Source organism: Litorilituus lipolyticus, from assembly GCF_006439335.1.
Classification (GTDB): domain Bacteria; phylum Pseudomonadota; class Gammaproteobacteria; order Enterobacterales; family Alteromonadaceae; genus Colwellia; species Colwellia lipolytica.
Map to the genome: position 1 here is coordinate 76,990 of NZ_SAWY01000013.1, position 13,908 is coordinate 90,897.

Below are 13,908 nucleotides of genomic sequence, written 5' to 3' on the forward strand. Positions count from 1 at the left end.
AATTAACTAACTGGTTGCTTGAGCAGCATTGCTCTCATCTGACACTTGCTTTTGAAGTCGGTAAACCCATTTCGCATAGAGGTATATACCGACACCAGAGATAGCGCCAACCGTAGCAATAATATACCAAGCCATACCAATATTATTTGCTTGATACAGCGTATCCGTCATTGTTTGAGCTGATTTGCCCGTAAACTCAACTAAGGTATCAAAGGCTTCACCATTTTTAATGGCCGCAACTTGATTAGCTGCCATACCTAGATCTAATAAATAATCACGTGAAAGCAAATCTTTAGAGGCATAGACATCATATAACCAAGGACCTAATTTCCCCTCTAATGTCCAACCAATACCTTGGGGTAACATAACAAAACCAAGGTACATTGCTTTTTTATCAGCAGGTGCAATGTTACCCATAAACTCACCTTTCTTCGGGCTAAGTAACATCTCTCCTAAGCTAAACACGGCAATAGCTACAAGCATTGCCCAAGCCATTGGGGTAAAGCCAGCTAAAAACATTGCGATACAACACAGAATACATCCCGCGAGCATGCTACTTAAGATTCTAAATTTCGCTGTCATACCGGCAACAATAAAACAGGTAGTTGCAATCATAATGAAGTTAACACTCATCATATATTCAGGCATTACTTTGGTACCTGCATGGTTTAAGCCTAATAGGCCAATCCAGATTGGGTTTTGTGTACCACCTGCACCAAATAAATCGGTTACGATTGTGCTAGTGTTAACCCAATCTTCAATATGCTTTGGCAATACGTCAAACATAGCATTAAACATGAACCAAAAGCCTGAAAAGGCAAACATATAACCAAGTACTAAAGGCTTAGTTGCTTCTCTAAAGGCTTCTTTCCACAAAGCATTTTGTTTTACTTCACCTGATTTGATTTTCTTTTTATGGGCTAAGCGCTCTTCTCTACCTGGCTCTTTATACATTAACAATAAAATGAAATTTAACGAGATAATGGCTGCACAGGTATAAAATAGAGAGTTCCAACTAAGTTGACGTAATTGCACCGCAATTAACGGTCCTAACCAGCCACCAATATTTACTAACTGATAAAAGATGCCCCACGCCATGGTACTGGTCTCTCGTTTTACCGACTTAACCATAGTGCCTTGTATACCGGGTTTAAAAATACCCGTACCAAAGGCAAGTAACATAGCCCCCATAGTGAAACCTAAAAATGAAGGAAACATTGCCATAGTTAAATAGGCGGCAATTTTTATCACCGTTGAAATAGCAATGGTTTCTTTATAACCGATACGATCTGCGGTACCACCGAGTAAGATAGGAATAAATGTTTGTGTTAAGGCAAAAATAAACATGATGGTACCATAATCGCTCATGGTTAAGCCTAAACCACCTTTGGAAACTGCATCTGTTGCATATAAACTTGCACTGGCTTTAACACCGTAATAGGCAACACGCTCTACTATTTCCATGCCTCCAACTAGCCAGAAAATATAACCTAAGCTTAAAATCGAAGCCCACAAACCGAGCTGTTTAACATCTTTTAAGTCATTTTCTGCATATTTATTATTTTGACTCACTTAAACACCTTTTATTAACTTTTTTAAAATCGCATGCAATATACATTAAAAACAAAAAAAAGCACAGTTGTGATTAAACAACTGGCTTTTCTATCTTCCCCTGATAGTAAGATTGAGGAGATTACTTCAGCTTTTTTAATGCTTACTACTTAGCAATAGAATTAATCCACGCACTAACATTTTTATCTAAAACATCCATAGGAACAGCACCGCCTAATAAAACAACATCATGAAACTCATTCAGTTTAAATTTATCACCTAAGGCTTTTTGGGCTTTGTCTCGTAAACTTAAAATCTTAAGCATACCTAATTTGTAACCAAGTGCCTGTCCTGGCCAAACCATGTAACGTTCAATCTCAGAAGTTACATCAGATTCTGCTGAACCGGTTTTTTCACTCATGTAGCTGATCGCCTGTTCACGCGTCCAGCGTTTATCATGAATACCAGTATCTACAACTAATCTAACAGCCCTAAAGAGTTCAGCTTGTAAACGGCCCAAATTACCAAAAGGATCGTTCTCATACATACCTAACTCGTAAGCGACTTGTTCAGAATAAAGTGCCCAGCCTTCTATATAAGTGTTATATGGAGCTACTCTGCGTAAAAATGGCATATCGGCTTGCTCCATATTTAACGCTATTTGCCAATGATGCCCAGGGTTTGCTTCATGATAAGTTAATGTTTTTAAAGAAAACTTAGGATTTGCTTTCATATCTCTAAGGTTTATCCAATACACACCTGGTTTACTACCATCAATAGCTGGAGCAGTATATTGGCCACCCGACGCACCATCTTGCACCTCAACAGGAAATGCTTTTACTTCAACATCATATTTGGGAACTGAGGTAAATACTGGCGCCATTTTCGTAGTAATTTCGGCGATATAACCGTTTAAATCACTCAGCAATTCTGCACGACCTGCATCAGAGTCTTCATATAAGAAGCGAGCTTCTTCATTTAGTGAAACCATACGTTCACCAACACTGCCTTTGCTATAACCTTGAGCGACTAATATGGTATCCATTTCTCTTGAAATACGATTAACTTCATCAACACCTATTTGGTGAATTTCACTAGCACTTAATTCACTATCTCCCAGCTGTTTAATTGCATCTTGATAATAAGCAGCACCATTAGGTTGTGCCCATATACCAGACTCGTCTCGTCCTTTGTCCAATAATGCTTTGGTCGCCACAGTAGCAAGCTCAAACGCTGGATATACAACGTCGGCAACTGCCGCTGTCGCTTTTGAAATTAATTCTTCTTTTCTTTTATCAGTTAAGTCAGGCACCGATTGTAATTTTTCTTTAAACACTTTAACAAAGACATGGCTTTGTGCTGGCACTTTGACATAGTTAGTTAGGTAGTTTAGCGCCCCTTCAAGGGTTACTTTAGGAGGTAACCAGTTTTGTTTGGCATCAAAAGTCTGTTTATTAACCACACTTTCTACAACGTCACCAAATTTTTCTAAACGCGTTATATAATCGAGAGCTTGCTGCTCATTAGTTATCGCATGATCGTTTTGCATTGTTCTTGGAATATCAATTAATGGGCCATTAATTTGATTAATAATAAATGGCGAAAGCCCCATCCAAGTGTCAATAAAACCAATAGTAAAGTTAGGATCACCGGCAAAGTATCGTGTAATACTATGCATAACTTGCTGGTTGATTGCAGCCTGCGACGTTTGGTCTGTTAACTCAGCATTAGCTATTTGCTGTGAGATTGAATATAAGTTCTCGCGTAATTTTGCTTCTGTTTCAGGGCTAAAATTTTCCATTTTATCATGAGCATAAAATCCAATTTCAGCCTCATTAAGACCATACATAGTGGCAGACAACGCCCTTTCTTTGAAAACGGTTTCACTTGCATTTTGATAAAGCGAATTTAATGCTGCAACTTTATCCGTTGATTTTTCTTGCTTAGTGCTAACTTGAGTCGCAACAGAAGATTTCGTTTGTGTTACTTGGCTTTGTGTATTATTTGATTGTTCATTATTACAACCACTTAAAAGCAAAGAAGCTAGTACAGCACTTGCAATGACAGTATATTTCATCTCTATGACCTATGATGTAGTGAGTATCCAAGTAAACACGGAATTATCACTTGATTTATTTTTATAAGAAATGCTAACTCGATAAAGCAATGGTTAGCTATTGTGCTCAAATTAGAGCAAAGCCTTTAAGCAAAGTAAACCTAAATACACAGTTGGTAATCTTTCTGCTATAATCGCGCGCTACAATTTATTTGTCGTTCTTCGATTTTCGCCTAGTTTACAACGGCGAGATTTTAACAGGTTTAGAGCTATTACATGACATCATCAACACAACATGCCCTATTTGATTACCCTAAATATTGGGCTGAGTGCTACGGCACAGCGCCTTTCTTACCTATGTCTAGAAAGGAAATGGACGAATTGGGTTGGGACAGTTGTGACATTATATTAGTCACAGGTGACGCCTATGTTGATCATCCTAGCTTTGGTATGGCTATTATTGGCAGAATGTTAGAATCTCAGGGCTTTCGAGTAGGTATTATTGCTCAGCCAGATTGGCATTCAAAAGATGCGTTCATGCAATTAGGCCAGCCTAACCTATTCTTTGGAGTTACTGCGGGTAACATGGACTCAATGATTAACCGCTACACCGCAGAAAGGCGGATTCGTCATGATGATGCTTATACGCCAAATGATGAAGGCGGAAAAAGACCTGATCGTGCAGTTACCGTATACACACAACGCTGTAAAGAAGCGTATAAAGGTGTGCCTGTAATTATTGGCGGAATCGAAGCAAGCTTACGTCGTATCGCCCATTATGACTATTGGTCTGATAAAGTTCGTCGCTCAGTATTATTTGATTCAAAAGCAGACCTATTAGTCTACGGAAATGCTGAACGTCCTTTAATCGATATAGCACACCGTATTGCGCGTGGTGAAGAAGTTAACAAAATCACTGATGTTCGCGGCAGTGCCTTTTTAACTAAACAAGCTTTACCTGGTTGGAAAGGAATCGACTCTCGCAGTATTGACCGCCCTGGTAAAATTGATCCTATTCCTAGCCCTTATGAAGAAATAACACCTAATAGGTGTGATAGTAATGACACTAACAAGGTGAGTGAAGTTGAGGCTTTAGCAAAGAAAGACATAACCAAAACTCCTCAAGTAATTGATATTTCAGTTTATAAAAATAAATCTTGGCGAGAGAAAGCAAAACCATGGCAAACAACATATATCAATTTACCTACTTTTGAACAGGTAAAAGATAATAAAATACTCTATGCCCATGCTTCACGTATTTTTCATCAAGAGGTTAACCCAACCTCAGCAAAACCATTAGTTCAACGCCACGGCGAACGGTTAATTTGGTTAAACCCACCAGCAGAGCCGTTATCCGAAGAAGAAATGGACGGTGTCTTTGGTTTACCATACCAACGTAGACCTCACCCAACTTATGGGAACGCAAAAATCCCCGCCTATGACATGATCAAAACTTCCATAAATATTATGCGAGGTTGCTTTGGCGGCTGTACTTTTTGCTCAATTACTGAACACGAAGGTCGTATTATTCAAAGTCGATCTCATGAGTCAATTATTAATGAAATTGAAGACATCAAAGAAAAAGTACCAGGATTTACCGGTGTTATTTCTGACTTAGGCGGACCTACCGCCAACATGTATCAATTAAATTGTAAAAGTGAAAAAGCCGAAGCAACGTGCCGTAAACCTTCATGTGTATGGCCAACTATTTGCGGTCATTTAGATACAGATCATACGCCAACCATTGAGCTTTATCGCAAAGCGAGAAAAGTTAAAGGCATTAAAAAAGTGTTGATTGCTTCAGGTGTTCGTTACGATTTAGCCATTCAAGATCCAGAATATGTCAAAGAATTAGCAAGTCATCATGTCGGTGGCTATTTAAAAATTGCCCCTGAGCATACCGAAGATGGTCCGTTAAATAATATGATGAAGCCTGGTATGGGCAGTTATCACAAATTTAAAGAATTGTTTGATCATTACTCAAAACTCGCAGGTAAAAAGCAATATTTGATCCCGTATTTTATTTCTGCACACCCAGGCACAACCGACAGGGATATGATCAATTTGGCGTTGTGGTTAAAAGAGAATGATTTCAAACTAGATCAAGTACAGAACTTTTATCCATCACCACTGGCCAATGCAACGACTTTGTATCACACTGAAATAAACTCTTTACGCAACATTACCAGTAAAAACTTAGCTAAAGATGATGCAAATGTGCCAGTACCTAAAGGCACTATACAACGTCGTTTACATAAAGCGATTCTTCGATACCATGATCCTGCCAACTGGCCATTATTACGTGCAACATTCAAAAAAATGGGCCTTGCTAATAAACTCATTGGCTCCAAACCTGGTTGTTTAGTGCCAAATGAAACCCGTGCAGAAAAGAATATGCAGCAAGGAAAAGGTAAAAATAACGCCCATGGTTATAAAACATCACCAGGACAGCAAAGACAAAATAAAGCCAATCAGGGTAGGAATAGTTTCAATAAGAAGCAAAGCCAAGGTAAGCAAGGCTTAACGCGCTTTAGTGATAATCAATTTTCAAAAGATGACACGCAAAGCCAAACAAAAAATAAGCGCCAAACCGCCAATAAAAAGCGAAAGCCATCACGGCATCAATAGGCAGAAAACAATACTGACTTCATAAAAAGAGCTTAAGTTAAGCTATTTACGCTTACTTTAAGCTCTTTTTACATTGTCTATATACTTAACCTCAACTCAGGATAAGAAATTAGCGAGCTATTTGAAATGTGCTTAAATTTAGATTTATCATGATTCTAGCTTGGCAATTTGTCTTAATAAAAGGCAAACTAACTTAACACTGTAGTAAGGAAAATAATCTGCTAGAAAACAAGTTATTATACCGAGTTGAGCTTACTTAGGTTTTCGTCTGATTAAACAGTCCTAAAGCACTCGCTGTCATCGCTCTAACCCCGGTTTCTATCGCCAAGGGATAATCTGGCGCAAATTTACTAGAATGCAAAGAAGGTAAACTTTCACCCGTTTTCTTACTACGTTTATGTTGCTCAGGATTAACGCCCCCTAGCCAAAAAATAGTAATAGGTATATTTTCATCTGTTCTCCCATAAAGACCAAAATCTTCACCAGCCATTACAGGGTCACTTTTTTCTACTTTTTCGCTGCCTAACTCTTGTTCGATAAATTGTTGAACATTCACGGCTAATTTAGGGTCGTTAAACGTCGAAGGAATAGACTCCTCCTCATGAACATGGACTTTTGGATATAAATCTTCAGGCAAACCTGTACTTAGGGCTATACCCTTACTTATGCGTTTGATTGCAGAAATTTGTTGATTTCTCACTGCACGATCATAAGAGCGAAGTGTTAGCTGTAATTTCACTTCATTTGAAATAATATTATGCTTAGAGCCACCGTGAATAGAGCCTACGGTAATAACAGAAGGTTTCAACGGTGAAACTTCTCGGCTGTTAATCGTTTGTAATGCTAATACTAAACGCGCAGCTATAACCACAGGATCAATAGTCTTATGGGGATAAGCGCCGTGACCTCCTTTACCTTTAACCAAAATATCAACAGAGTCGACGTTTGCCAGTGCATAACCTGGTGCAATAGCAACCTTACCTGCTTCAACAGAAGCACTAACATGTAAACCCAAAACATGATCTGGTTTAGCAAACTGCGAATATAAGCCCTCTTTCAGCATTGCCTTAGCACCAGCCCCCACCTCTTCAGCAGGTTGAGCAACCATCATCAGTGTACCCTGCCAGCTTTCCTTAGCTTTAACTAACTGCTCTGCCGTACCAATAAAGCTGGTCATGTGGATATCATGGCCACAGCCATGCATCACTCCCACTTTATTATTATGCTGATCAAGTGTGGTCACTTTGGACGCATAAGGTTTACCTGTTTGCTCAGTAATAGGCAAACCATCGGTATCAGTTCGAATCATCACCGTTGGCCCATTACCATTTTTATATATGCCAACAACACCAAAACCACCTACATTCGTTGATACTTTAAAACCCAATTGACTGAGCTCTTTCGCTAAAATTTTTCCTGTTTTCTCTTCATGCAACGATAACTCAGGTGCTTGATGAAGCTGTAAATATAACTGCTCTAATTTTGATAAATTATCACTCACACTAAGCTTTAAGGTACTTGCATGACTCTGATAACTAGCTAGCATTATTGCGAAGCCCGTAGATAAGCATACTTTAAATTTTTTCATTCAATTCAGACCTGTGTTGTTTTACTATTTTTATTGATTCTCAAGTGTTAATTACATTACCACAATCAAAAAATAATATATTCATCAAGTTATCATTGATATATAGAAAAAAAGCTCAATTTGCCTTACAAATTGAGCTTTTTATATTGATACTAAATCGTTTACATAGCTGCATGTTCCTTATCAAGGGCTAAAGTCGCTCGTCTATGAGTATCAAATGCTTGTAACACCTCATTTCGACTAATTGTCCCTAGTAAAGTCCCTTCTTCATCAACCACAGGGTACAATTTAGGTTTACTTTTGAGCATTCCTTGAGCAAGCTCCAAAATTGAATCATAAGGTTTAACCGACAGTACTTCTTTTCGCATGATATCGCTTACATAAGCCGTTAACTCATTGTAGTAAATTGTATCTAGCATTTTTGAAAGCACATCGCTTTCTGAAATAAACCCTAATAATTTATGATTATGATCTATCACAGGTCCACCAATTTGCTTCGTCTTTAAAAATCGTAACGACGCATCAACCAATGCCATTTCTGGTGTAAAAGTAATTGGGTAGTGGTTCATATATTCTTGTACTTTTAATGACTCCATCATCATTCCCTAGCTAATTTAAAGCAAGTTTCTTCAAAACAACATCTCTATATGTAAATGTAGATAAAGCCTAGCAAAAAGACCAGTTTTTCATAAATTTATTAACTTATCGGCAAACCTTAAAGTAAAAGTAAATTATTTTTGACTGTTAACTACATGACTCAAGAGTAAAAACAACTTTCTATTCTATAAAGATGTACTATTATAGCCGCCTGTATTATTTATAAATAATGGATGTTTATTATGTCTAAGTCTCAATGTACTGGCTGTAGTCACATAATCAATGGTTCTGTCAGACACTGCCCAATGTGCGGCTCAACAATGAAAATTGTAAGAGAGTCTAATGAAAGGAATTGCCCCAGATGCCGACATCCATTAGAAATACACCAATACAATAAATATCAGCTTGATAGATGTACAAATTGCGAGGGACTTTGGGTAGAGCCAGAAAAATTTACTGTTTTAACCAGTGAGTTTGATGTTTACCGTGATGAAACATCTGATCCTAATTACATCAAAAAGCCTACTCCAAAAGCTGAAGCTTACCTACCTTGTGCTTGCTGCGAAAAATTAATGACTCGAAAAAACTTTAAAGCCATTTCTGGCGTTATTATCGATAGTTGCATTCATTGTGGTATTTGGCTTGATAAAGGTGAACTGAAACAAATCCGTAGTTTTGTCGCCAGCGGTGGGCTGGATAAAGCACAAGATAGAAACATTGAGCGTAACAAAGATAATATTGATGTGTTGAATGATAGGGTATCTGACTTAGAAATGATGGAAAAAATGCTGAACAAGTTTAGCCCCAAACGGATATTCTTTCGAGGCTTTTAACTTAACATTTGGCAATTCAGTGGAACTTCTTTGGCAGCTATATTTTATCTAGTCAAGTGAGCTATTAGTATTAATAGCTTATCTTTAAGCCTTTATTCGCGTATTCTTATCCCATCAGTTAAGCTTCTGCTATAAATTCTCTTAAAATTCATCAACCTAACTGTCAGTAATTTTTACACTTAAAAAACACTATAACCTAATAAAAAATAAAAACATATATAATTCAACATGGTACACATTTGGCTTAATAATTGCTGAATTGTAGCTGATAAGTATTAATTCAAATGGAGTTATAAAAAAAATGAAAAAAATTATTTGTTTGCTCACTATTTTATTTGCAAATATCGCAAACGCAGGACTAATTTTTGATGATAGCGTATCTGGTGAACTTACTGTTTCTTGGGAAGAAAGCTACACCCTTACTTTGGATCCCGGCTCTAGTTATGTTTTCCTAACCTTTAAAGACATCTGGAATACAACCGATGGTGAATCATATTGGTGGGATAATGATGTCATCTCAATGACAAGTGAAGTTTCGATAAATGCTGGCTCATCAGTACTTGCTCCAATTTGGACTGGATGGCAATTTAGAGGGGCCGATGAAGGTGGCACGTACAATAATTTAGATTTTGTTGTCGGTACAAGTAACTTAACTTCATTAGGGCTTTCTGTTGGAGATATTTTATCATTCAGTGGCTCTATGACTGTTAACACGCTAGAAGCAAGTCGTCGTATGCCAGATAACTTTGGTTCTACAACTTCATATTTAGCTCGTGGCTCTGTAATTTATTCAGACGTTGTTAACTCCAGTGCTAATGCTGTATCAGTTCCTGAGCCAGCCTCATTAGCTATTCTTGGCTTAGGCTTAGTTGGAATTGGCTTTTCAAGAAAAAAGAAAGCAGCATAATCAATTAATTTAAGATTAAGACCAAAGCCTCGACTCCTTCGAGGCTTTTTTATTTGCTGAAGTTAAACCCCATTCACGAAAGTAAAGGAAATTAAGTAAACTTAAATTCTTTAAAGCGCCCTACCCTTGAGTTAGTTATCTAATTCAATTGAATATGAGGTAGCACTCACTTAGTATTTATTTCAACCTTAGCGATATTGCTTAATTTAAATTCACCCAAGGCTTATTAATGTCAAATTTAATCAAGACCCCACCCCCACCTTATTATGCGGTAATATTTACCTCAACACGTACTAATGTTGATAATGGCTATGATGAGACCGCAAGCAAAATGGCTGAACTAGCTAAGCAACAGCCCGGTTTTTTAGGGATTGAATCTGCACGAGATAGTCTTGGTATTACTGTCTCTTATTGGACATGTTTAGAGGCAATTAAACAGTGGAAATCACATGCTGAGCACATAAAAGCTCAAAAGGAAGGACGTGATTCTTGGTATGCATCTTTCAACGTTCGTATAGCTAAAGTAGAACGAGATTATAGTCTTTAAGTAATATTTCTTACACCAATTAAGTATTTTGAATGTTTTTAAGCTCAATAAAATCTAAACCATGTGAACGTTGTAATCTACAAGTTAATATACGAGAAGAGAAGTGTCCTCATTGCTTTAACCTTACTGATAAAAGCTCACTATATCTAAAAAAATCTTACAAAAGAAAACTTGTTGAGTTAAACACTAGCATGGGTAATTTTTTTAACCTACTCGCGGTAATTTCTTTTATCGTTTGCGTAATATTGTTTTTATCGTAAATAAATAAAAGGAGTGACTCAAATTTAGCTAACATAACCTTTGATAATTTTTTATTATCACCTTTTAGATGTTTACTTTAAACAATGAAACCAAGGCAATAAAATCAAGACAAGTATTTAATCATCTATTTTGAAATACATAGAACTAGCTCTTGCAAGCTTTTTCAACGTTTCAACATCAGCTTCAGACCATTGAGTAATACTACCTATGCTTTCACAGCAGAGAACACCGTAAGGTTCAAAATCTTGATGAAGGATATAATCAAGTAATGAATAAATATCATGTGGAATAAAATAGCTTTCATTAAAACACTGAGTTAACTCATGTGTTCTTGCTGTTGGAGCATTAATGACTTCTTCTTTTAAAATACCTTGAAAATAAGCTAAATAGTCTTCTTTTTTAAGTACTTGCCCAAAAGAAAATGAATGTGTCGATGTATCAAAACAAATTAATGACTCTATAGAGGCTTTATCGGAACAAAAGCGCCATAAGCTTACTCTGTCTGCACCTTTTATAAGTTTTACCGTGGTTAAACAGATTTCTTTCAACTTATCTTCAATCGACATTTTCGGATGAGTAAGTTTAGTCATCAATTTAGTGTACTGATCCATAAACTAGCAATTCCTCGTAAAGAACTAGCCACACAAGTTGTCTGAATGGCTGATTTAACACGTTAAAAACTATACTATTTATTCATTTTGTTACGAGCTTGGTGCAATTTCTTATAGCTATCAATTAGTCTTAAATGTTTATCTAAACCTTCCAGCTTCATACTGGTTTTAGTTAAGCCATAAAAGGTCACATCACCTGTGATAGAGCCAACAACATTTTTCATGGTTTCTACACCAAACAAACGGTTAAAGTTATCAATAAAGTGCTCTAATGTTAAATCCTCAGCTAACGTCACTTCAAGTACCGCATGTATCGCTTGATAAAATAAACCACGCTCTACTGTATTATCATTGTACTGAAGGAACTCTCCAACTAACTCAATCGCTTCTTCATGTTCACCTAACGCTAAATAAATTAGTATTTTAAGCTCTAATATTGTGAGTTGTCCCCAAACAGTATTTTCGTCAAACTCAATACCAATTAAGGTAATAATATCGATATAATTATCTAACTGACTTTCTTCTAAACGCTCAACTAAACTCACTAACGCGCTTTCATCGAGTGAGTGAATGTTCAAAATATCTTCTCGATAATGCAATGCTTTGTTTGTGTTATCCCATATAAGATCTTCAGCAGGGTAAACTTCAGAAAAGTCAGGAACTAAAATACGACAGGCCGTTGCGCCTAGTTGATCAAATTCAGCTACATAGGCTTCTTTACCTAATTCAGCTAAAATCGCAAATAATTGTTGGCATTCTTCTTCATTGGTGCCGGTAAAATCCCATTCTTTAAATTCATAATCATGATTAGCGCTGAAGAATCGCCAAGAAATGACTCCCGTTGAATCAATAAAGTGCTCAACAAAGTTTTCAGGCTCTGACACCGCCATACTATTAAACGTTGGTTTAGGAACATCGTTTAATCCTTCAAAACTTCTGCCTTGTAGCAATTCAGTTAAACTGCGTTCAAGGGCAACTTCAAAACTGGGGTGAGCGCCAAAAGAAGCAAAAACGCCACCTGTTCTTGGATTCATCAACGTGACACACATCACGGGGAATTGACCACCTAATGAAGCATCTTTAACAACGACAGGAAAGCCTTGCTCTTCTAAGCCTTTAATGCCTGCTAATATATTCGGATATTTAACTAAAACATGCTCTGGCACATCTGGCAAAACTATTTCATCTTCAATAATTTGTCTTTTTACGGCACGTTCAAAAATTTCGGATAAGCACTGGACTTTAGCTTCAAATAAATTGTTCCCTGCACTCATGCCATTACTTAGAAATAAGTTTTCAATTAAGTTAGAAGGAAAATATACTGTTTCACCATCAGAATGTCTCTGATAAGGAATAGAACAAATACCACGCTCGACATTACCTGAGTTAGTATCTATCAGATTCGAGCCTTTAAGCTCGCCATCGGCATCATAAATACTTAAACAGTAGTCATCAAGAATATCAGCTGGCAGCTCGTCATTGGCTCCTGGTTTAAACCACTTTTCATTTGGGTAGTGCACAAATTCACTATTTGCGATGTCTTCACCGAAAAATTGGTCATTATAGAAAAAGTTGCAGTTTAATCGCTCAATAAATTCGCCTAAAGCAGAGCATAATGCACTTTCTTTGGTTGCTCCTTTACCATTGGTAAAACACATAGGTGATGCCGCATCACGTACATGTAAAGACCAAACATTAGGAACAATATTTCGCCATGAGGATATTTCAATCTTCATTCCTAAATCAGCCAAAATCCCTGTCATATCCGCTATAGTTTGTTCAAGCGGTAAATCTTTACCTAGAATAAATGTGCTCTCATCTCCTTCTGGCTTGGCCATAAGCATTGCTTGCGCATCTTCTTCGAGGTTTTCTACCGTTTCAACTTTAAACTCAGGTTCTGTTTGAATAACCTTTTTTACAGTACAACGATCGATAGAGCGTAATATCCCCAGCTTATCTTTTTCTGAAATACTTTCTGGTAATTCAACCTGTATTTGAAATATTTGATTATAACGATCTTCAGGGTCAACAATATTGTTTTGAGATAACCTAATATTATCAGTAGAGATATCACGAGCATTGCAATACACCTTAACAAAATAAGCTGCACATAAAGCTGAAGAGGCTAGAAAATAGTCAAAAGGACTGGGTGCTGAACCATCTCCTTTATAACGAATAGGTTGATCTGCGATAACTGAAAAATCATCAAATTTCGCTTCAATTCTTAGGTTATCGAGATAGTTTACTTTGATTTCCATGGGGTTATATCCGAAAAATGCTGAGCTGATAAAAAGCAGGTGTTATATATCGATAACAGTAGCGGCTATTC

Annotated in this window: 10 protein-coding genes; 4 read left to right on the forward strand and 6 right to left on the reverse strand. The window is 37.1% G+C overall.

Going from position 1 to position 13,908, the window contains the following annotated elements:
• Window positions 1–6: 6 nt before the first annotated feature.
• On the reverse strand, window positions 7–1,572 hold the full coding sequence (locus EPA86_RS06905) for an MFS transporter (RefSeq protein ID WP_140602697.1): 1,566 nt from the start codon (window positions 1,570–1,572) through the stop codon (window positions 7–9).
• Window positions 1,573–1,717: 145 nt separating this feature from the next.
• Window positions 1,718–3,628 carry a DUF885 domain-containing protein gene (locus tag EPA86_RS06910; protein ID WP_140602698.1) on the reverse strand — a complete coding sequence of 637 codons (1,911 nt, stop codon included), beginning with the start codon at window positions 3,626–3,628 and terminating at the stop codon, window positions 1,718–1,720.
• Between the two features lie 255 nt (window positions 3,629–3,883).
• Between EPA86_RS06910 and EPA86_RS06915 the strand changes: the two genes are divergently transcribed.
• On the forward strand, window positions 3,884–6,235 hold the full coding sequence (locus EPA86_RS06915; protein WP_140602699.1) for a YgiQ family radical SAM protein: 2,352 nt from the start codon (window positions 3,884–3,886) through the stop codon (window positions 6,233–6,235).
• A 256-nt stretch (window positions 6,236–6,491) separates the two neighbouring features.
• Here EPA86_RS06915 and EPA86_RS06920 read toward each other — a convergent pair whose 3' ends face one another.
• Entirely contained in the window at window positions 6,492–7,823 is a 1,332-nt protein-coding gene (locus EPA86_RS06920) for a M20 metallopeptidase family protein (protein ID WP_140602700.1), read from the reverse strand.
• A 161-nt stretch (window positions 7,824–7,984) separates the two neighbouring features.
• Complete coding sequence (locus EPA86_RS06925) at window positions 7,985–8,419, reverse strand: CBS domain-containing protein (protein ID WP_140602701.1); 435 nt, start codon at window positions 8,417–8,419, stop codon at window positions 7,985–7,987.
• Window positions 8,420–8,662: 243 nt separating this feature from the next.
• Here EPA86_RS06925 and EPA86_RS06930 point away from each other — a divergent pair, with 243 nt between their 5' ends.
• The 3 genes from EPA86_RS06930 (at window position 8,663) to EPA86_RS06940 (ending at window position 10,707) form a co-directional block, all read left to right on the forward strand.
• Complete coding sequence (locus EPA86_RS06930; protein WP_170309588.1) at window positions 8,663–9,253, forward strand: TFIIB-type zinc ribbon-containing protein; 591 nt, start codon at window positions 8,663–8,665, stop codon at window positions 9,251–9,253.
• Between the two features lie 301 nt (window positions 9,254–9,554).
• Window positions 9,555–10,160: a PEP-CTERM sorting domain-containing protein gene (locus EPA86_RS06935; RefSeq protein WP_140602703.1), complete on the forward strand. Its 606-nt coding sequence runs from the start codon at window positions 9,555–9,557 to the stop codon at window positions 10,158–10,160.
• Window positions 10,161–10,389: 229 nt separating this feature from the next.
• Window positions 10,390–10,707, forward strand: a complete 318-nt coding sequence (locus EPA86_RS06940) for an antibiotic biosynthesis monooxygenase family protein (protein WP_140602704.1) — start codon at window positions 10,390–10,392, stop codon at window positions 10,705–10,707.
• 377 nt (window positions 10,708–11,084) lie between these two features.
• On the opposite strand, the gene EPA86_RS06945 is transcribed toward EPA86_RS06940, so the two are convergent.
• Window positions 11,085–11,579 carry a GAF domain-containing protein gene (locus EPA86_RS06945; RefSeq protein WP_140602705.1) on the reverse strand — a complete coding sequence of 165 codons (495 nt, stop codon included), beginning with the start codon at window positions 11,577–11,579 and terminating at the stop codon, window positions 11,085–11,087.
• Window positions 11,580–11,653: 74 nt separating this feature from the next.
• On the reverse strand, window positions 11,654–13,837 hold the full coding sequence (locus tag EPA86_RS06950; RefSeq protein WP_140602706.1) for an OsmC domain/YcaO domain-containing protein: 2,184 nt from the start codon (window positions 13,835–13,837) through the stop codon (window positions 11,654–11,656).
• Window positions 13,838–13,908 lie beyond the last annotated feature (71 nt).